The 20318-nt window shown below is 66.4% G+C and carries 16 protein-coding genes and 1 pseudogene; all 17 read right to left on the bottom strand.

Annotated elements, in window-relative coordinates; all coding sequences use genetic code 11:
• Positions 1–65: 65 nt before the first annotated feature.
• Positions 66–728, bottom strand: coding sequence for a ribonuclease HII (locus AC13F7_RS08245; protein WP_482999811.1), 663 nt, complete (start codon positions 726–728; stop codon positions 66–68).
• Positions 725–1897 (bottom strand): annotated as a pseudogene (lpxB, locus tag AC13F7_RS08240) (lipid-A-disaccharide synthase); the annotation flags it as partial. The pseudogene lpxB and the gene AC13F7_RS08245, both read right to left, overlap by 4 nt.
• A 104-nt stretch (positions 1898–2001) precedes the next feature.
• A complete protein-coding gene (gene lpxA, locus AC13F7_RS08235) occupies positions 2002–2793 on the bottom strand; it encodes an acyl-ACP--UDP-N-acetylglucosamine O-acyltransferase (protein WP_482999810.1) in 792 nt (263 codons plus the stop codon).
• A gap of 19 nt (positions 2794–2812) precedes the next feature.
• On the bottom strand, positions 2813–3268 hold the full coding sequence (gene fabZ, locus AC13F7_RS08230) for a 3-hydroxyacyl-ACP dehydratase FabZ (RefSeq protein WP_482999809.1): 456 nt from the start codon (positions 3266–3268) through the stop codon (positions 2813–2815).
• Positions 3265–4287, bottom strand: a complete 1023-nt coding sequence (gene lpxD / locus AC13F7_RS08225; protein ID WP_482999808.1) for a UDP-3-O-(3-hydroxymyristoyl)glucosamine N-acyltransferase — start codon at positions 4285–4287, stop codon at positions 3265–3267. The genes fabZ and lpxD overlap by 4 nt, the downstream gene beginning before the upstream one ends.
• Before the next feature lie 508 nt (positions 4288–4795).
• Entirely contained in the window at positions 4796–7162 is a 2367-nt protein-coding gene (gene bamA / locus AC13F7_RS08220; RefSeq protein ID WP_482999807.1) for an outer membrane protein assembly factor BamA, read from the bottom strand.
• Positions 7163–7235: 73 nt separating this feature from the next.
• Positions 7236–8594, bottom strand: a complete 1359-nt coding sequence (gene rseP / locus AC13F7_RS08215; protein ID WP_481470580.1) for an RIP metalloprotease RseP — start codon at positions 8592–8594, stop codon at positions 7236–7238.
• 34 nt (positions 8595–8628) lie between these two features.
• Complete coding sequence (locus AC13F7_RS08210) at positions 8629–9819, bottom strand: 1-deoxy-D-xylulose-5-phosphate reductoisomerase (protein WP_482999806.1); 1191 nt, start codon at positions 9817–9819, stop codon at positions 8629–8631.
• Positions 9820–9821: 2 nt separating this feature from the next.
• Positions 9822–10646, bottom strand: a complete 825-nt coding sequence (locus tag AC13F7_RS08205; protein ID WP_123728763.1) for a phosphatidate cytidylyltransferase — start codon at positions 10644–10646, stop codon at positions 9822–9824.
• Complete coding sequence (gene uppS, locus AC13F7_RS08200; protein ID WP_481470582.1) at positions 10643–11413, bottom strand: polyprenyl diphosphate synthase; 771 nt, start codon at positions 11411–11413, stop codon at positions 10643–10645. Before uppS ends, AC13F7_RS08205 begins: the two co-directional genes overlap by 4 nt.
• 5 nt (positions 11414–11418) lie before the next feature.
• Positions 11419–11976: a ribosome recycling factor gene (gene frr / locus AC13F7_RS08195; protein WP_046272044.1), complete on the bottom strand. Its 558-nt coding sequence runs from the start codon at positions 11974–11976 to the stop codon at positions 11419–11421.
• Between the two features lie 98 nt (positions 11977–12074).
• On the bottom strand, positions 12075–12803 hold the full coding sequence (pyrH, locus tag AC13F7_RS08190; protein ID WP_019184398.1) for a UMP kinase: 729 nt from the start codon (positions 12801–12803) through the stop codon (positions 12075–12077).
• A 133-nt stretch (positions 12804–12936) separates the two neighbouring features.
• Positions 12937–14436 carry a sensor domain-containing diguanylate cyclase gene (locus tag AC13F7_RS08185; protein WP_481470583.1) on the bottom strand — a complete coding sequence of 500 codons (1500 nt, stop codon included), beginning with the start codon at positions 14434–14436 and terminating at the stop codon, positions 12937–12939.
• 192 nt (positions 14437–14628) lie between these two features.
• Positions 14629–15507, bottom strand: a complete 879-nt coding sequence (tsf, locus tag AC13F7_RS08180; RefSeq protein WP_123728767.1) for a translation elongation factor Ts — start codon at positions 15505–15507, stop codon at positions 14629–14631.
• 126 nt (positions 15508–15633) lie between these two features.
• On the bottom strand, positions 15634–16461 hold the full coding sequence (gene rpsB, locus AC13F7_RS08175; protein WP_481470585.1) for a 30S ribosomal protein S2: 828 nt from the start codon (positions 16459–16461) through the stop codon (positions 15634–15636).
• 462 nt (positions 16462–16923) lie between these two features.
• Positions 16924–17973 (bottom strand): Csu type fimbrial protein, encoded by a 1050-nt coding sequence (locus tag AC13F7_RS08170; protein ID WP_481470586.1) that lies wholly within the window; start codon positions 17971–17973, stop codon positions 16924–16926.
• Entirely contained in the window at positions 17970–20318 is a 2349-nt protein-coding gene (locus AC13F7_RS08165) for a fimbria/pilus outer membrane usher protein (protein ID WP_482999805.1), read from the bottom strand. The genes AC13F7_RS08170 and AC13F7_RS08165 overlap by 4 nt, the downstream gene beginning before the upstream one ends.

Raw genomic sequence — 20318 nt, 5'->3', positions numbered from 1 at the left:
TGGCTGATACGTAGCGGCGGCAGTCGCTGTGTGTTCGTTGGTGCCGTGCCGGGCACGTGCCGCGCTCAGGCGGGGAGGCTGTTGCGCTCAAGTCCCAGGCAGGCGCGGACGGGGGCGAAGCTGCGGCGGTGCTGGGGGCAGGGGCCGTGGTTGCGCAGCGCGGCGAGGTGGGCGGGGGTGCCGTAGCCTTTGTGCTGGTCGAAGCCGTATTCGGGGTGGGCGTCGTGCAGGGTCTGCATGAAGCGGTCGCGGCTGACTTTGGCGAGGATCGAGGCGGCCATGATGGCGCGGTCGAGGGCGTCGCCGCCGATCAGGGCTTCAGCGGGGCAGGGCAGGCCTTTGGGGACGACATTGCCGTCGATGCGGGCGAACTGGGCGACGTGGGCGACGCCTTCGACCGCGCGGCGCATGCCGAGCATGGTGGCCTGGTAGATGTTGAGGGCGTCGATCTCGCTGACATCCACCATCACTACGTGCCAGGCCAGGGCGCGGTCGAGGATCCTGTCGTAGAGCTGGTCGCGGCGGGCCGCGGTGAGCTGCTTGGAGTCGTCCAGGCCGTTCAGGCGCGGTCGGTCGGGGCAGAACACCACGGCGGCGACGGCGACCGGGCCGGCCAGCGGGCCGCGTCCAGCTTCATCCACGCCGGCCACGTAGCGCGGCGCGACGGTGGCCAGGGCGGCACCGTCGAACAGGGCCAGTGACGCGGCGGCGGCGTGGCGGCGGCTCATGCGGCGCGACGGCTGCCCGCGGTGCGTTCGAGCAGATCGGTGACGGCATCGGCGGCGCGTGCGGAGGCGTCACGGCGCAGTTGCAGGTGCAGGCGCTCGTACGTGTCCTGCAGGTCGATCACGCGCTGGGGGTGGTCGAACCACTGCAGAATGGCGGCGGCCAGTTTGTCCGGGGTGCAGTCGTGCTGCATCAGTTCCGGAGCGAGGTCCTTGCCGGCGAGGATGTTGGGCAGGGCGAAACGGTCGACCTTGAGCAGGCCCAGCGCTTTGACGATGCGGTAGGTGAGTTCGGCCACGCGGTAGCCGACCACCATCGGGCGTTTGACCAGCATGGTTTCCAGCGTGGCGGTGCCGGAGGCGAGCACGACGACATCGGCGGCAATCATCGCGGTGCGGGCGTTGCCGTCAAGCAGGTGCGAATGCGCAACCGGCAGCGCCGAGGCGGAGAGTTGCTCGCTGATCAACTGGCGACAGGCGGCGTTGGCAGCCGGGACTACGACGTGCAGGCCGGGGATACGTTCGGAGACCTGCCAGGCCGCTTCGAAGAACGGTTCGCCGAGCTTGCTGATTTCACCCAGACGACTGCCGGGCAGCACCGCCAGCACCTTCGCGTTGGAGGGCAGGCCGAGCTCGGCACGCGCCTGTTCGCGGTCGTTGTGCAGGGGGATGTCATCGGCCATCGGGTGCCCGACGAAGCGGGCGTCGATGCCGTGCTTGGCATAGATCGGTGGTTCCATCGGAAACAGGCACAGCACCAGGTCGGCGCTGGCCCCGATCTTCTCGGCACGTTTTTCGCGCCAGGCCCAGACCGAGGGGCTGACGTAATGGACGGTGCGGACGCCACGTTCTTTCAGCCAGCGCTCGACGCCGAGGTTGAAGTCGGGCGCGTCGATGCCGATGAACACGTCCGGCTGCCACTCCAGCGCACGCGCGCGGAACTCGCGGCGCAGTTTGAGCAGGCGCGGCAGGTGGCGCAGGATTTCGGTCAGGCCCATCACCGCCAGCTCGCTGGCATCGAACCAGGTCTGGCAGCCGGCGCTGCGCATGGCATCGCCGCCGATGCCGGCGAATTCGGCATTCGGGAAGCGCAGGCGCAGTTCGCGGATCATGCCGGCACCGAGCAGGTCGCCCGAGGCTTCGCCGGCCACCAGCGCGATGCGCACCGGCCGGTCGGAGGTGCGCAGCGCCAGCGTCTGTTCGACGCTGGTCGCCATCCCAGCGAGCGGAATGATCTCGGCGGTCGTCATGCCCGGGGTGTGCCCGCCTGGACCCGTCATCGCAGCAGAGGCCTCTCGGCGCTTTCGATGAAGTCCAGCAGATCCTTCACGTCGGCGCTGTGGCTGGCCTGTTCGACCAGCTGCACCTTGGCTTCGGCCAGCGGCAGGCCGGCCACGTACAGCGTGCGGTAAGCGCGTTTGATGCTGGCGATGCGCTCGGCATCGAAGCCGCGGCGCTTGAGGCCTTCGCTGTTGATGCCGCGCGGGCGGCCCAGGCTGTCGCTGCCGACCATGGTGAACGGCGGAACGTCGCCATTGGTCAACGCGCCCATGCCGAGGAAGGCGTGGGCACCGATACGACAGAACTGGTGGGCACCGGCGAAGCCGCTGATGATCACGTAGTCGCCCACGGTGACGTGGCCGGCCAGCGTGGTGTTGTTGGAGAACACGCAGTGGTTGCCGACGTGGCAGTCATGCGCCACGTGGGTGTAGGCAAGCATCCAGTTGTCGTTGCCGACCGTGGTGATGCCGCCGCCACCGGCGGTGCCGCGGTTGATGGTGACGAATTCGCGGATGACGTTGTCATCACCGATCACCAGTTCCGTGCGTTCGGCCTTGTACTTCTTGTCCTGTGGCTCGCCACCGATCGCGGCGTGGCCGATGAAACGGTTGTTGCGGCCGATCCGGGTCGGGCCATGGATCGAGCAGTGCGGACCGATCTCGGTACCGGCACCGATCTCCACGTCCGCGCCGATCAGGCAGAACGCACCCACGCGCACATCCGCAGCCAGCGACGCCGACGGGTCGATGACCGCGGTGGGGTGGATGAGAGGGGCGTTGTCACTCATTGCAGATCTCCTGCCTGGATCATTCGCGGGTGCCGGCGCACAGCACTTCGGCGCAGGCGACGACTTCGCCATCGACCTTGGCCACGCAGTCGTACACCGCCATGTTGCGGATCACGCGCTTGATCTCCACGTGCATTTCCAGCACGTCGCCGGGCACGACCTGCTTGCTGAAGCGTGCCTTGTCGACCTTGACCATGTAGAACAGCTTGGACTGCGCATCGCGACCCAGGGTGAGCTGGGTCAGTACGCCACCGGCCTGCGCCATCGCTTCGATGATCAGCACGCCGGGCATGATCGGCTGGCCCGGGAAGTGGCCCTGGAAGAACGGCTCGTTGATGCTGACGTTCTTGGTGGCAACGATCTTCCGGTTCTCGAAATCGAGCGAGATCACCTTGTCCACCAGCAGGAACGGATAGCGGTGCGGGATCAACTGCTGGATCTGGTTGATGTCCGGCAGATTCTGGTTGTTGCTCATTCCTTCTCCTTGCTCACAGACAGGATGCGCCGGGCGAGCGCATCGAGCTGCTTGAAGCGCGCGGCATTTTTACGCCACGTGCGGTTGTCGGTCAGTGGGGTGCCGGAGGAATACTCGCCCGGCTCATGAATGGAGTTGCGCACCACCGATTTGCCGGTGATGACGACCTTGTCGCAGATTTCGAGGTGACCGACGACGCCGACGGCGCCGCCCAGCAAGCAGTAGCGGCCGATCTTGGCGCTGCCGGCGATGCCGGTGCAGCCGGCGATGGCCGAGTGGGCGCCGATCTGGACGTTGTGGGCGACCTGCACGAGGTTGTCCAGGCGCACATCGTTCTCGAGGACGGTGTCTTCCAGGGCGCCGCGATCAACGCAGGTGTTGGCGCCGATTTCGCAGTCGTCGCCGATGCGCACGCCGCCGAGCTGGGGCACCTTGATCCAGTGGCCGGCATCCATGGCCAGGCCGAAGCCGTCAGCACCGAGCACGGCACCGGGATGGATGCGCACGCGCTTGCCGAGCTTGACGCGGGTGACCAGGGTCACGCGGGCAATCAATTCGCAGCCGGTATCCAGGGTGCAGTCTTCGCCGATGATGCTGCCGGGGCCGACGATGCAGTTCTCGCCGACGACGCTGCGGGCGCCGATGGTGACGAACGGGCCGATGTGGGCGCTGGCGGCGACCTGGGCGTCCGGATCGATGCAGGCGCTGGGGTGGATGCCCGGGGCGCGCGGCGGTGCGATGTCGAACAGGGCGGCGATCTTGGCGAAGGTGGTGTACGGGTCCTTGGCGACCAGGGCGGCGCCCGGCGCGGCCTCGGCATCCTCGGCGCGCAGTACGACGATGGCCGCCTGACTGTCGGCCAGCTGCGCGCGGTAGCGCGGATTGGCCAGGAAGGTGAGCTGGCCGGGGCCGGCATGGGCGAGCGTAGCCACGCCATGGATGGCTACGCTGCCATCACCATGGACCTGCAGGCCAAACTGCTCGGCGAGTTGCTGGGCGGTATAGGTAGGAGTGTTCACCGGGGGAGTTTACCGTGTGCTGCCGAAACGGTCATGCGGGGCGGGGGTTTTGGGGTGTCTTGGTCGGTTTGGTGCGGCGTGGCGCTTCGGTTGCCATCGCGCGGGGTCATGGCGGGCAGCCCCGTCCAGGACGCGCCGTGAACCCATCCATGGGGGCTCGTGGGCCGCATCCATGCGGCCCAACGGTCCTGGCCAGGGCTACCCGCCACGACCCCCGACGGTTCAACGCGCGCGCGGCTGGGTAGTGCCGGCCGCTGGCCGGCTCTAGATGATGTCGGTCGTTCGTACCGACCAACGGTCGGTACCTACCTGAAGCGGCACCGGGCAACGATCAGTCCCAACCGAAAGCAGCATCGGGCAACGATCAGTCTCAATCCCAAAACGAAAACGCCGGGCAATGCCCGGCGAATGCGTACCGCGTCTTGTGGAGAGCCCCCTTCTGTTGAAGGGGGCGCGCCGAAGGCGCGGGGATGAGGTGGAATGCGCGGACGAACTGCGAAGCAGTTCGTCAGAACTGACCGCCAAAGGTGAATTGCAGACGCTCGACTTCATCGCCATCTTCCTTCTTGAGCGGGAAGGCGTAGCTGATCGAGATCGGGCCGACCGGGGCGCGCCACAGCAGGGCCACACCGGTGGACACGCGCAGTTCGTTGGCCTTGAAGTTGTCCACGCCGGTATAGACGTTGCCGAAGTCCACGAAGGCCGAGATGCGGGCCGACGGGCTGTCGAACAGACGCGGGAAGTAGGCTTCGACCGAACCGACGGTCTTCAGCGAGCCACCCAGCGGCTGACCTCGGTTGTAGCTCAGGGTCGGTTCCGAGCGCGGGCCAAGCGTGTTGTCCTCGAAACCACGCACCGAATTGGTACCACCGGCGTAGAAGTTCTCGTAGAACGGCAGGCCCGAGGCGGTCACCACGCGGGTGCTGCCATCCGGGTTGGTGATTACGCGGGAGGTGTCATTGCCGTAGCTGTCACCGTAGCCGACTTCGGCGCGGGTGTTGATGACCAACTGCGGGATGATCGGCCAGTACTTGGAGAACTGGTAGTTCAGCTTGTAGTACTCGACGGTCGAACCCGGCAGCGTGGTTTCCAGACCGACGCGCTGGTAGGTGCCGCGGGTCGGCATGAAGTAGTCGTTACGGGTATCGCGCGCCCAGCCCAGCTCGCTGCGCCAGGAGTGGAACGTGCGCTGGCCGATGGCATCGATGTAATCGATGATTGCCTGCGGGGTCGAGCCCGGGTACGTGGTGATCTGGTTGCTGTCGATGCCCACCATCAGCGAGACGGTGTCGTTCTCGGTGATCGGCACGCCGAACACCACCTGTGCGGCACCGTTGGTGCTGTTGTACTGCGCGGTGTTGAAGTCGGAGTAATCCAGTTCGCGCCAGGACAGGTTGTAGCCCAGCGAGACGCCGTCATCGGTGAAGTACGGGTTGGTGTAGCTGAAGCCGTAACGCTGCAGGTAGCTGCTGCGCGAGGCCTCGACCGACACGCGGTTGCCGCCGCCCAGGAAGTTGTTCTGCGACAGCTGCACCGAGGTGGTCATGCCGTAGGACTGCGAATAGCCCAGGCCGAACACGAAGCTGCCGGAGGTGGTTTCCTTGACGTTGTAGACCACGTCGACCAGGTCGTTGCTGCCGGTGACCGGCGGCGTTTCCACGTCGACCGATTCGAAGTAGCCCAGGCGCTGCAGACGGATCTTGGAACGGTCGATCGCGGCCTGCGAGTACCAGCTGTTCTCGAACTGGCGCATTTCACGACGCAGCACTTCGTCGGAGGTGCGGGTGTTGCCCTTGAAGGTGATGCGGCGCACCGACACGCGCGGGCCGGGAACGACCTGCATGTTGATGGCCACCGTGCGGTCGGCACGGTTGCTGGTCGGAATCGGGTTCACCTTGGCGAAGGCGTAACCGATGTTGGACAGCGAATTGGTGATCTGGTCCGAGCTGAATTCCAGCAGGGCACGCGAGAACGTATCGCCGGACTTCTGGATCACCATGCGCTCGACATCTTCCTGCGGGAGGATGGTGTCGCCGGTGACCTTGATCTCGGAGATCTTGTACTGCTCACCCTCGGTCACGCCGGCGGTGATGAACATGTCGCGCTTGTCGGGGCTGATCGAGACCTGGGTGGAATCGATGCTGAAATCCACGTAGCCGCGGTCCAGGTACCAGGAGTTCAGCTTTTCCAGATCGCCGGACAGCTTTTCCTTGGAGTACTGGTCATCGCGGCGATACCACGACGCCCAGTTGTGCTCCTTCGATTCCCAGGTTTCCAGGATGTCTTCGGAGGCGAACTTCTCGGTACCGACCAGGTTGACGTGCTGGATCTTGGCGGCCTTGCCTTCCTTGATCGCGATGGCGATGTCCACGCGGTTGCGGTCCAGCGGGCTCACCGTCGGGGTGATGTCCACGTTGTACTTGCCACGGTCGTTGTACTGGCGGCGCAGTTCCTGCGTCACGCGGTCCAGGCTCAGGCGATCGAAGGTGCCACCCTCGGTCAGGCCGATGTCGCTCAGGCCCTTGAGGAGCTGATCGCTCTTGATGTCCTTGTTGCCGGTGACGGTCAACTTGTTGATCGCCGGGCGTTCCTTGACCGTGACGACGAGGATGTCGCCCTGGCGCTCGAGCTGAACGTCTTCGAAGAAGCCGGTCTTGTACAGCGCACGGATGGTTTCACCGACCTTGTTGTCGGTGATGGTGTCGCCACGTTCCACCGGCAGGTAGGTGAACACGGTACCGGAGGTGATGCGCTGCAGACCATCCACGCGGATGTCGCTGACGGTGAAGGGCTCGGCTGCCTGCGCCAGGGCGGGCGCGCCGAAACCGGCAACGAGTGCGAGGGCCAGCAGGCGGCGATTGGGGAGTCGCGTCATGTCACGTCCGGTTGGAGTCGATTTCAACATTGCGGGATGCCGGCGCATAAGACGACGACAAAAGGATAAAAGTTCATCGCGGGACCAGACCGAGGATGTCGTTGTAGAACGCCAATCCCATCAGTCCGGCCAGCAGGGCCAGGCCGACATACTGTCCGGCGGCCATGGCACGCTCGCTCAGCGGGCTGCCCTTGACCAACTCGATAAGGTAATACAGCAGGTGCCCGCCGTCCAAGATGGGGATGGGCAACAGGTTGATGATGCACAGGCTCAGGGACAGCAAAGCCAGGAAATACAGGAACCAGTCCAGGCCGCGCTTGGCCGAGACATTGGCGACCCGGGCGATCGTGACCGGCCCGGAAATGTTCTGCAGCGAGGCATTGCCGGTGACGATGCGTCGCATCATGCCCAGCGAATCGCCAGCCATGCGGGCGGTTTCACGCAGGGCGACCGGGACTGCCGCAAATGGCCCGAACTTGAGTTCGGCGTCATACGCCGGGGCATGGGTCTCCGGGAAGCCGATGCCGATCTGCCAGGTCGGCTGGCCGCGGCCATCCACGCCCTGGCGGGGGGTGATTTCCAGCGCCAGGCGTTCGCCGCCGCGCAGGACGTCGATCATCCCGGGGCCGCCACGCTGGCCCAATGCGGCGATCTGGGCCGGCACCTGGTCGGCGCCCTCGATGCGCTGGCCGTCCACGGCCACGATCAGGTCGCCCGGCACCAGCACGCCCTGGGCGGCGCCATCGGGCAGTACCTTGTCCACCAGGGCCGGCTGCAGCCAGAACTGCCAGCTCAGGCCGGCCAACTGCGGCACGCGGCGCTCGTCGAAGCCAGCCGGCAGTTGCGACAGCGGCACGGTGCGGGTGCGGGGCTGATCCAGCCCATCCAGGACCTCGACCTTGGCGTCCTGGCGGTCCATGGCCGCCGTGGTCAGGGCCATGCTGGCCTCACCGGCGGTGGCCACGCTGCGGCCGTCGACCTTCACCACGCGGTCGCCGGCCTGCAGCCCCGAGGTCTGCGCCATGCCGGTGGTGCGGCCGATGGTGGCCGAATAATCCTGTTTGCCGATCACGAACATCGCCCACAGCAGGGCGATGCACAGGATCAGGTTGGCGGCCGGACCAGCGGCAACCACGGCGATCCGCTGCCAGACCGTCTTGTGGTTGAACGCCTGGCCGCGCTCGGCCGGATGCACCTCAACCTCGCGCTCGTCCAGCATCTTCACGTAGCCGCCGAGCGGAATGGCGGCGATCGCGAACTCGGTGCCATCGCGGTTGCGGCGCGACCACAGCGGCTTGCCGAAACCAACAGAGAAGCGCAGCACCTTGACCCCGCAACGGCGGGCCACCCAGTAATGACCGAATTCGTGGAAAGTCACCAGCACGCCAAGGCTGACGATCATCCACCAGACGGATCCGATGAAATCACCCATGGTGATCAGCGCTGTAAGGGGACGTGTCGGGCATTCAGGCGTGGTCGATGGCGGCTTGGGTGATCTGGCGGGCGCGCTGATCGGCGGTCAGCAGGCCCTCCAGTGTATCGGCGGACTCGGTCGACAGTGTTGACAGAGCGTTAGCGACCAGCGCGGGAATGGCAAGGAAAGCTGCCCGCCCCTGAAGAAACGCTGAAACAGCTACTTCATTGGCCGCATTGAGGATGGCCGGGGCGGTGCCGCCGGCGGCCATGGCCTGCCAGGCGAGCGTCAGGCAGGGGAAGGCGTCGGTATCCGGCGCTTCGAAATCCAGCCGCCCCTGGGTGAGCAGATCCAGCCCGCCGACCCCCGAGTCGATCCGCTGCGGCCAGCCCAGGCCCACGGCCAGGGTGGTGCGCATGTCCGGCAGGCCCATCTGGGCCAGGGTCGAGCCGTCGACGAACTCGACCAGCGAATGCACCAGGCTCTGCGGGTGGACCAGCACGTCAATCCGCTCGCCGGGCACGCCGAACAGATGATGGGCTTCGATGACTTCAAGCCCTTTATTCATCAACGTCGCCGAATCCACCGAGATCTTCGGGCCCATGGACCACTTCGGATGGGCCACGGCCTGGGCCGGGGTGACCTCGGCAAGCTGCTCGCGGCTGCGGCCACGGAACGGACCGCCCGAGGCGGTCAGGATGATCCGGCGTACGCCGGCGCCCTCCAGGCTGGCATCGCGCGAGCGCAGGCACTGGAAGATCGCGCTGTGCTCACTGTCGATCGGGATGATCTCGGCACCGGCGGCAGTGGCCTGGCGCATCAGCAGTTCGCCGGCGAGCACCAGCGATTCCTTGTTGGCCAGCAGGATGCGCTTGCCCGCAGTGGCGGCCGCCAGCGTCGAGGACAGCCCGGCAGCGCCGACGATGGCCGCGACGAGGGTGTCGCAGAGATCGCTGGCAGCCAGCGCATCCAGCGCTGCGGCGCCTGCGTGGGCCTGGGTGGCCAGGCCGGCGTCACGCAGGCCATCGCGCAGGGCGGCGTACAGCGACGCGTCGGCGATCACTGCATGGGCCGGACGATGCACGGCGCACAAAGCGACCAGCGCATCGACCTGACGGCCTGCGGCCAGCACGGTGACCCGGTAGCGGTCCGAATGGCGCGCGATCACATCCAGCGCGGATGCGCCGATGGAACCGGTGGCGCCAAAGACGGCGACCTGGCGGGGGGCGGAAGCGCTGGACATGGTTAGAACCCGAAGATTTCCTTGCCGAGTGCGAACACCGGCAGGGCGGCGAGTACGCCGTCAATGCGATCCAGCACGCCGCCATGGCCGGGGATGATGTGGCCCGAGTCCTTGGCACCGGCATGGCGCTTGATCAGGCTTTCGTAGAGATCACCCAGCACCGAGGCGAATACGGTCACCACGGCGGTGATGACCAGACCGACCAGATGACCGCTGTCGATGCCGGCCAGCCAGCCGAAGCCCAGCGCCACGATCAGGCCGGCGACCATGCCGCCACCGAGGCCTTCCCAGGTCTTGTTGGGGCTGATGCGCGGGGCCAGCTTGGTGCGGCCGAAGGTGCGGCCGGCGAAGTAGGCGCCCGAATCGGCGGCCCAGACCACGGCCAGCGCGGTCAGCAGCCACAGGTGGCCGTTGTCACCGCTGGCATGGATGAGCACCAGCGAGGCCCAGGCCGGAACGATCGCCAGCGTGCCGGCCAGCAGCTTGAGCGCACGCGCCGGGCTGCTCGGGCTGGCGCCGAAGTTGAAGAAGCGCAGCCACAGCAGTGCCAGCAACCACCACCCGATGCCGACCAGCGCAGCAATCTGGTACAGCACCAGCGAGCCCGCATCAGCCCACACGATCAACACCATCAGCACCAGATTCAGCACCAGCAGGACGGTACGGGCGAGGGTGTCTTCGACGTCGGCCAGCTTCAGCCATTCCCACAGGCCGATCAGGAACACGGCGGCTGCGGCGGCAGCCAACCATTGGGTCGGCAGCATGAGGATGGCGAGGATGGCGACCGGCGCCATGATCAGCGCGGCGATGACTCGGGTCTTGGTCATGGGGAAGAGGTCTCGGTGGCCAAGGCGGCAATCTGGGCGCTGGTCAGGCCGAAACGGCGTTCACGCGCGGCATAGGCGTCGATCGCCTCCTGCAGGACGGCGGCATCGAACTCGGGCCACAGTACGTCGGTGAACCACAGTTCGGTATAGGCCAGCTGCCACAGCAGGAAATTGCTGATGCGGGTGTCGCCACCGGTGCGGATGAACAGGTCCGGCGGCGGCAGGTCGGCCAGCGCCACGCGGCTGCTGAGCATGGCTTCGTCGATCTGCTCGGGCAGCAGGCGACCGGCCGCGACCTCGACGGCCAGCTCGCGCGCGGCGCGGGCGATGTCCTGGCGGCCGCCATAGCTGGCGGCGATGCTCAGGGTCATCGCACGGTTGCCGGCGGTGCGCTGCTCGGCAAGCTGCATGCGGCTGACCAGCCCGGCGCCGAAGCGCTCACGCTCGCCGATGAAACGCACGCGCACGCCACGGCGATGCAGCTCGTCCACTTCGCGGTCGAGCGCATTGAGGAACAGCTTCATCAGCGCATCGACCTCATCGCTCGGCCGGCCCCAGTTTTCACTGGAAAAGGCGAACAGGGTCAACGCGGCAATGCCGTGGTCGAGGCAGAAATCGATGGTGCGGTTGACCGCGCGCGCGCCGGCACGATGGCCGATCACGCGCGGGCGACGACGCTTCTGTGCCCAACGCCCGTTGCCATCCATGATGATGGCAACGTGGCGCGGCATCGGCGCGGCAGAACTGCTGGTCGGGGCCTGGGACATAGGGCTCAGACCGCCATCAGTTCCTTTTCTTTCTCGGCAACCACACTGTCGACGTCCTTGATGGACTTGTCGGTCAGCTTCTGGATGTCGTCTTCGCCACGCTTCTTGTCGTCTTCGCTGATCGCCTTGTCCTTGATCAGGTTGGCGATTGCCTTGTTGGCGTCCTGGCGGATGTTGCGGATGGCGATCTTGGCGCCTTCGCCTTCCTTCTGCACCTGCTTGCCCAGCTCCTTGCGGCGCTCTTCGGTCGGCGGCGGCAGGTTCAGGCGGATGACGGTGCCGGCCACGTTCGGGGTCAGGCCGAGGTCGGAGGCGTAGATCGCCTTCTCCACGTCCTTGATCATGCCCTTGTCGAACAGGGTGATGACCAGCGAGTGGCCTTCGGACACACTGATCGACGCCACCTGGTTGAGCGGGGTGTCGGTGCCGTAGGCTTTGACGGTGATGCGATCCAGCAGGGCCGGAGAAGCACGGCCGGTGCGGATGGAGGTGAGGGTGTGCTTCAGAGCATCGATGCTCTTTGCCATGCGCGTCTGCGCGTCCTGCTTGATTTCGTTGAGCATCGCCCGAATCCTGGATGTCACTGGGAATCGGGCGATTATAGGCGAAGAAGGGTCTTCGCCGGGCCGTTCAGGGCGCAGGCGTGGGCCTGCGCTCAGGCTCAGGCGTTGTCGCGGCCCTGCACCAGGGTGCCGATATTGTCGCCGTGCAGGATCTTGAGCAGCTCGCCCGGCTGGCCCATGTCGAACACGCGCAGCGGCAGGTCGCTGTCGCGGGCCAGGGCGAAGGCAGCCGTATCCATCACTTCCAGCCCGCGGCGGATCACTTCGTCGTAGGTGAGGCTGTCAAAACGGACCGCGTCGCTGTACTTGTTCGGGTCCTTGTCGTAAACGCCGTCGACCTTGGTGGCCTTCAGCAGCAGGTCCGCGCCGATTTCGATCGCGCGCAGGGCGGCGCCGGAATCGGTGGTGAAGAACGGGCTGCCGACGCCGGCGGCGAAGATCACCAGGCGGCCCTTTTCCAGGTGGCGGATCGCGCGGCGACGGATGTAATCCTCGCAGACGTCGTTGATCTTGATCGCGCTCATCACGCGTGCCTTGGCGCCCAGCTTCTCCAGGGCGTCCTGCATGGCCAGCGCATTGATCACGGTGGCCAGCATGCCCATCTGGTCGCCGGTGACCCGGTCCATGCCGCCTGCGGCCAGGCCGGCGCCGCGGAAGATGTTGCCGCCGCCGATCACCAGCGCCACTTCGGCACCGGCAGCCTGCGCTTCCATCACCTCACGGGCGAGGCGGTGGATGACCTTCGGGTCGATGCCGTAGTCCTCGTCTCCCATCAGCGCCTCCCCGGAAACTTTCAACAGGATGCGGCGATAGGCGAGCTTTGACATGGCGATCTCTGGGTGCGTGGAAAACGCCCGGATTCTACTGGAAGCCGGGTCATCGGGCAGCATAAATCTGCTGCACTGCGGCGAACCGTGTCCGCGACGCCGGGCCATCATGCCGCGCCGGCGGGGTCGGGGTTCAGGCCGGGGTCGTACTCGGCGAGCGCGCGATCACGCGGTTGCGGCCCAGATTCTTGGAGCGGTAGAGCACGTCGTCGGCAGCCTTGAGCAGGTCCTGAACATCGGCGAAACGCTCGTAGCCGCCCTGGGTCGCCACACCGGCCGAGAAGGTTACGAAGAGGGGGCCGCTGGGCACTTCGGCCATCGGGGTGTTGACGATGTTGGCCAGGACCCGGCGCACCACTTCCAGTGCCACCGGTTCGGTGGTGTTGGGCAGCAGGGCGATGAATTCCTCCCCGCCAAAGCGGGCCACGGTGTCGCTGTTGCGCAGCTGTTCCTGCAGTTTGCTGGCGAACATGCGCAGCACCTGGTCGCCCATCAGATGGCCGTGGGCATCGTTGATCTTCTTGAAATCATCCAGATCGATGAACGCGACCGACAGCGGCCAGCCATGCCGGGTCGCGCGCAGGAACTCCTGCTCAAGCACGGCTTCCAGTTGGCGGCGATTGAGTACGCCGGTCAGGGCATCGCGGTGGGCCTGTTCGGCCAGCCGGTTGGCCCGGGCCTCGAACTCATCGGCACGCTGGCGGGCCAGTGCGGCGTCCTGCACTTCGCGCAGATTGCGCAGGGTCGCCAGTTCCTGGGCGTGATCGATCAGCTGCTGCACGCGCGAGGGCGAGAACAGCGGGGTCTCGAACAGGGCACTGATGTCCGGCAGGGATTCGCCGATCCGGGTCAGCACCTGGTCGAACTGGGCGCTGTCCAGCCCGAGGGTGTCATGTACCTGCTGCAGTGCGCGTTCGCGCGCGGCATCGGCATCGGCGCTGAGCCAGATATCGGCCACGGCACCGGACAGCGCAACGCAGGCCTGGAAGGTGTCCTCGCCATCGACCGGCGATTCGCTGCGCGCGATGCTGTCCACCAGGTAGCGGGGCAGGCCCCACTCTTCGGTGATCCATGCGCCGACATCGGCATGCGTGCACTGCAGCTGTTCGCGCTCCAGTGACACAAGGGCGGGGTTGTCGCTCGCCTGGCGCAGCAGGGGCAGGTAGGTGTCCGGTTGGGTCTGGGCCAGGGCAAGGATGCCGATGTCCTGCAGCAGCCCGGCCAGCATCAGCTCTTCGGCCTTGCGCAGGCCGCGGGCCTGGCCGAGCAGGCTGGCGGCCAGTGCGCTGAGGATGCTGCGGCGCCACGCGCGCTCACGCAGGTCCTGGCCATCGCCGGCGGCGGTCAGTCCCTGGGTCACGGTGAAGCCCAGGGCGAGGGTCACGGTGGCGTTCAGGCCGAGCATGGTCAGTGCCTGGCCGAGATTCTCGATCCGTCGGCGGCTGGCATACAGCGGCGAATTGGCGATGCGCAGCATGCGGGCGCTCAGCGCCATGTCGATGGCGATGATGTCGGCGGCGGTGGTGATGTCCGCTTCCGGGTCCTGCGCCAGTTCGATGATGCGCAGGGCAATACCGGGCGGGGAGGGCAGGTTGCGGCAGAGCGCCAGGGCGGCTGTCAGCTCGGGAGGCATGGCGGGGCTTTCAGTATGTTGAGGCAAGAATACCTGAGGCGCATCACAGTTTTGTCCCTGATTTCTTGCGTCGAAGCGGCAGATCGGTTTGGAAGTATTGCCCTGATCCGGCACACAAAGCAAAACCAGCGGGCAAAAAAAAGAAGCCGCGGAATCCGCGGCTTCTCTCGTACCACCTTCAAGCGGTGGGAATCAGGCCAGACCGGCCTGCTTCATCACTTCGGCGGCGTAGTCTTCCACCACCTTCTCGATGCCTTCGCCGACGGCCAGGCGCTGGAAGCCGACCACATCGGCACCGGCGGCCTTCAGGACCTGCTCGACCGACTGGTTGGTGTCCAGCACGTACGGCTGGCCGTACAGGGTCACTTCGTTGACGATCTTGGCGATCTTGCCGCTGATGATCTTTTCCAGGATATCGGCCGGCTTGGACTTGTCCTTGTCGGACATCTTGGCCAGTTCGATTTCCTTTTCCTTGGCAACGAACTCGGCCGGCACATCGGCCGCCTTGTTGTGCGGCGGGTTCATGGCAGCCACGTGCATGGCCAGGCCACGGGCCAGCTCTTCGTTGCCGCCGGCCAGCTCGACCAGCACGCCGATGCGGCCGCCGTGCACGTAGGCAGCGACGTTGTTGGTCGATTCCAGACGCACGATGCGACGCACGTCGACCTTCTCGCCCACCTTGGCGATGACGGCGGCGCGGGCTTCTTCGATCGTCTCGCCGGTCGGCAGCTTGGCAGCCTTCAGGGCGTCGATGTCGGCAGCGCCCGAGCTCAGGGCGGTGGCGGCAACGGCCTTGGTGAAGTCCAGGAAGTTGCTGTCCTTGGCGACGAAGTCGGTTTCGGAGTTGACTTCGACCAGCACGGCCTTGCCGCCGTCCTGGGCTGCCACGATGATGCCTTCGGCAGCCACGCGGTCAGCCTTCTTGTCGGCCTTGGCCAGGCCGGACTTGCGCAGCCATTCGGCCGAGGCGTCGATGTCGCCGCCGTTTTCGACGAGTGCCTTCTTGCACTCCATCATGCCGGCGCCAGTGCGCTCGCGCAGTTCCTTGACCAGGGAAGCAGTGATTTCCACGGGATTTCCTCACGAAAGAAAGGGGTTGGGCCGGCATGGTGGCCGGCCCGTGTGACAGTGTCCTGTCGTCGCGCCATCGGCAGCGGACAGGAACGGTGGGCGCGTTGCGCCCACCGTGGGCCTGGATCAGGCCTGGGCTTCGCCAGCGGCCGGAGCGTCGGCAGCCGGAGCGGCAGCAGCCTTCTTGGCCGGAGCGCGGCGGGCCGGCTTGGTTTCTTCGGTGGCAGCAGCGTCGGCGAACTCTTCTTCACGGACGGTGGCAGCGTGCGGAGCAGCCGCCTTGCCTTCCAGCACGGCGTCGGCAGCGGCGCGGGCGTACAGCTGCACAGCGCGGATGGCGTCGTCGTTGCCCGGGATCGCGTAATCGACCAGTTCCGGGTTGTAGTTGGTATCGACGACCGCGATCACCGGGATGCCGAGCTTCTTGGCTTCCTTGATGGCGATGTCTTCGTGGCCGATATCGATGACGAAGATCGCGTCGGGCAGACGGTTCATGTCCTTGATGCCGCCCAGCGAGGCTTCCAGCTTGTCGCGCTCGCGACGCAGGCCCAGCACTTCGTGCTTGACCAGCTTGTCGAAGCTGCCGTCGGTCTCACCGGCTTCCAGTTCCTTCAGGCGGGCAACCGACTGCTTGACGGTACGGAAGTTGGTCAGGGTGCCGCCCAGCCAACGCTGGTTCATGAAGGGCATGCCGCAACGTTCGGCTTCTTCACGGATCGACTCGCGGGCGCTGCGCTTGGTGCCCAGGAACAGGATGGTGCCGCGCTTCTGGGCAACGCTGGAAATGAAGTTCATCGCGTCATTGAAGAGCGGAACGGTCTTTTCCAGGTTGATGATGTGGATCTTGCCGCGGGCGCCGAAGATGTACTGGCCCATCTTGGGGTTCCAGTAACGGGTCTGGTGGCCGAAATGGACGCCGGCTTCCAGCATCTGACGCATGGTGACCTGGGGCATTGCAGTAACTCCTGATAGGGAACCGGCCGCCACGGGTAATAGTTGGGCGGTCCGCCGCAAGGCGAGTGGTTCCGGGGTTTGGCTTCCCTGTCGCTTCCGTGACCGAACTCCTTGCGGAGCACCCCGGCACGGATATGGGCGGCAGGTGTGAATTCACCGGTGACGTCCGGTGTTGACGTGCTTCACGCGAAAGGACGCGGGAAATCCAGTCGATTATAGCCTGGCCTGGGCCGGCGCTGCAATCTCGGGTGCTGCGGGGGGCAGGGTGACCGCTTCTGCAGGGTCCGGGTGGGCCCGGAAGCGGACGTTGGCATCGCCGTCATTATAAAGCCTGCCCAGGCACCGGATGGCCTGCGCTGCCGTGCAGATCCGCAGGCAGCGACGTCACGCGGGCATCGAGCATCGGACGGACGGGGAAGCGACTGTCAGCGGCCAGGACGGGCGTCTTGAGGGCTCGCCCCTTCAATAGGTGATGGTCACCGTGATCAGGTCGTTGTAGCTGCCTTGGGCGGGAATCGCACCCGTCGTCGGCGGGGCCCGACCATAGACGGTGAGCGTCTGCGCGCTCCCGTTGCCGGTGCCGGCCTGGGTGTCGGTGTTGATCGTGTTGCCCCAGCGCTGCGAGCGCGCTGCGTCGCGATACAGCTCGTAGGGGATGTAGTAGACGCTGCTGTCCGGGGCGGTGAAGCGCATGCGCCGGACGTTGCCGAGCGCGTTCTGCCCGTTGTTCAGACCGATGCTGTAGGCGGTACGGTTGATGCAGGTCAGGCCGATCGTCGAGGTGCGATCAAGATTGGCGGTGATGGCGCCAGCGTTGCTGCCGAAGTCCATGTCGGTGGTGACGTAGGTGCTGCACTGGGGCAGGACGTTGGCGCTGACCGTGAACGGGAACGCGCCGTCGGCGGTCTTGTGGCCAGTGACGCCGCTGCTGCTGGTGCACAGCGCCGGGGGCTGGGCAGTGCCGATGATGCTTTCGTTGTAGGCGTATTCCAGGCTCACGTTGGCGGCATTGAAGCTGCTGGAGAAGGCGCCGGCCGACAGCACCTGGGCGGCGGGAATCTGGCCATAAAGCGTGACTGTCTGCGCGCCGCTGCCGCCGGTCAGCAAGGGCACGCCGTAACTGAGCGTCACCACCGCTGCCGCCGGTGAAGCGCCGGGTACGGCACCCCACACTGTGGTGCGGCCGGCATTGCTGTAGAGCTGGAACGCCATCGGATCGGACGTGGCATTGGTCATGCTGCGGCTCGGCAGCAGCGTGCTGCCGGTGCTGCCCGGGCCGATCTTCAGGCAGGCGCGCACGCTGGCACTGCCCAGAACGCTCAGCGCGGCGGTGTTGCAGGTAATGGTGAAGCTGGTCATGGCGTTGGTCGGGCTCGCCGCGCCATTGGTGATGGTGCCGAATGCCAGTGCGGTCGGCGCCGTCGCCGTGCACGTGGTATCCGCACGTGCTGTTGTCACCCAGCACAGCGCCCCCAGCGCCAGCATCATCGCGAGCAGCCGGGGAGCGATCATGGCGCGGGTGTCGGCAGGCAGCGCAGTGGGCCGATCCGGGGCATGCCGGGGGAGGTGGCGGTGATGGGCGGTGCCAGGCGCACGCTGCAATGCCCGTCAGGCAGTTCGACCTGCAGTTGGGCCGGTGTGAGGACATCCTCCAGGTAGGTTTCCCCGTCGTAGCCCACCGTGGCGGCCCGTCCGCCGGGCAGCCGCACGCTGCTGCCGACGGGCAGCGCGACCCCGTCGGAATCGTGCAGGATCACCCGCATGGCCTGGGTGCGGCGCAGGCCGAAGTCGACGCCCAGCCCGGCGCTCTGTCGTGGCGTCACCCAGGTGTCCACGCGGTCGGCGCGCATGTCGGCCGGCAGATCCAGCGTATCGATGGAGAGCCGGTTGCGCTGCCAGGACAGCAAGGGGGTCACCAGCAGCAGCCCGTTTTTGTCAGTACTGCCGATCAGCCGGTTCTCCAGCCTCACCGGGATGCCGGCGTAGCCATCGGTGGACACCACGGCAAAGGCATCGGGGACCTCGCGCGCGGCAAAGACGTGTCCGCCCATCCAGACCACGCTGCCACTGGCACTGGCGTAGCCATAATCCAGATCCCCTTGGCGCGCGTATCCCATCGAGTAGCGCCCGACCCGGTTGAGCCAGCCCAGTTCGGCCAGTCCGCCGGTACCGTCGTCACCGCCGCGCGCCTGTATCCGCCAGCCATGGCCACCCTGGCTGCCGTCGCCCGGTACGGGCTGGGACAGATCGGCGACATAGGTCAGTCGCTCGCCGTTGCGCTGCGCCGACAGGCTGCTCTGCCGGTTGCGCCCCAGGGCGGCCGATACCGACAGATAGACGCTGCGGTCATCGTTGTCTGCCAGATTCTGGTTGAAGGACAGGTAGGCGGACCAGCGATCGCCGAAGCTGCGCGACCAGAACAGGCTGGCGTAGCGGTTGTCCTCGCCATCGGGATAGCGCAGGCGCAGGTAGCTGGCGCTGAGCGATCCGGCGCGTTCCAGGTTCAGGCCCAACGTGGCCTGCTCGCTGATGTCCGGGGGCAGGGTGTCCTGCAGTGCACCGAGGTCGCGGTAGGCGCCGTGGGTCCGCCGGGTCAGCAGGTTGATGTTGAAGCGGCGGTTGTTCCAACTGTAGCCCACGGCATATTGGCCGCCCTGCAGACCCTCGAAGCGGCTGTGTGCATAGGCGGCGTTGACCACACCGGCGCCACCCAGCAACCACCAGCCCCCGGCACCACCGTTGAGCACGCCGCCACCGCCTTCCAGGTGCGCCTCGGCGGTAAACCGGTCGCTGGCGCCATAACGCCAGGTGGCGCTGCCGATCACCGGCGTTTCATAGGCGAACGAGCGCAGCCCATAGTCCTTTCGCATCCGGCCCACCCCGGCCGACCAGTCGGACAGACCCTTGGCCAGCAGCTGCTGCGTGCCGTAGAAGGCAAAGTCCAGCGTCTGCATCCGGCCGAATGCATCGGTGATCACCACCTGTGCGTTGCCGGTGCCGTTGATGCCCGGCTGCGCGGCCAACTGGAAGGGGCCGATCGGTACCTCGCCGTTGTATTGGCGCAGGCCATCCACATACAGCTCCACGTTGGACGGGACCACCGCTTCGCCGAGGAAGGTGGGGGTGGGGGTCAACACGCGGTAGGGCTGCAGGCCGTAGTTGCGCCCGATCTGCACACCGCCCATGCGGACAGGCCGGCTCCAGTCGACAAAGCCACTGTAGAAATCGCCGACCGTCAGCGACACGGCCGATGCCGGAAAATCCAGGCGCCATGCGGTGTCCAGACGCACGCTCTCCCCGCGCCACTGCCGAGCGGCGGGATCCTGGTAGGTGCGCAGCAACGAACCGGTCTCCAGGACGCCCTCGCCCAGCCCGAACAGACGCAGCTCGGTAGTCAGGGCAAGGTTGCCGCCGCCCTCGTTGTGGCTGCCATAGACGTCATAGTTGAGCACCATGCCGGGCGAGGTGGCCGCTGCCGGTGCAGCGTCAGCCGCCCGTTCGAGCCGGGTGGTGGGCAGCGACAACTGCTCCAGCGGCACATCCAGGGCCAGCGTCTGCAGCGCCGCGTCATAGCGCACGACCACCCCGCTGAGGTGCTCCAGCGCGACCGGCTGCTCGCCGCTGGCCGAAAAGCCGAGTTGGCGCAGCGTGGCGCCGGAGGCCATCAGTCGGCCCTGCAGTTCGGTAAAGGGCAGCAGTCCGCGCGGGGTCTGGTTGAGCGTCACCTCCAAGTACAGGGTCTGCGCGGCGGTCAGCGGCGTCGGTGGCGGCAGCATCGCATCGCCCGAAGCGCCAATGTCCGCATCGGCTGCCATCGCGGCGCACGGGGTCAGCGTCGCGGTGAGCAGCATCCGCAT

Source organism: Stenotrophomonas sp. K-6 (genome assembly GCF_056861555.1).
This window is presented reverse-complemented; position numbering and strand designations above follow the sequence as displayed.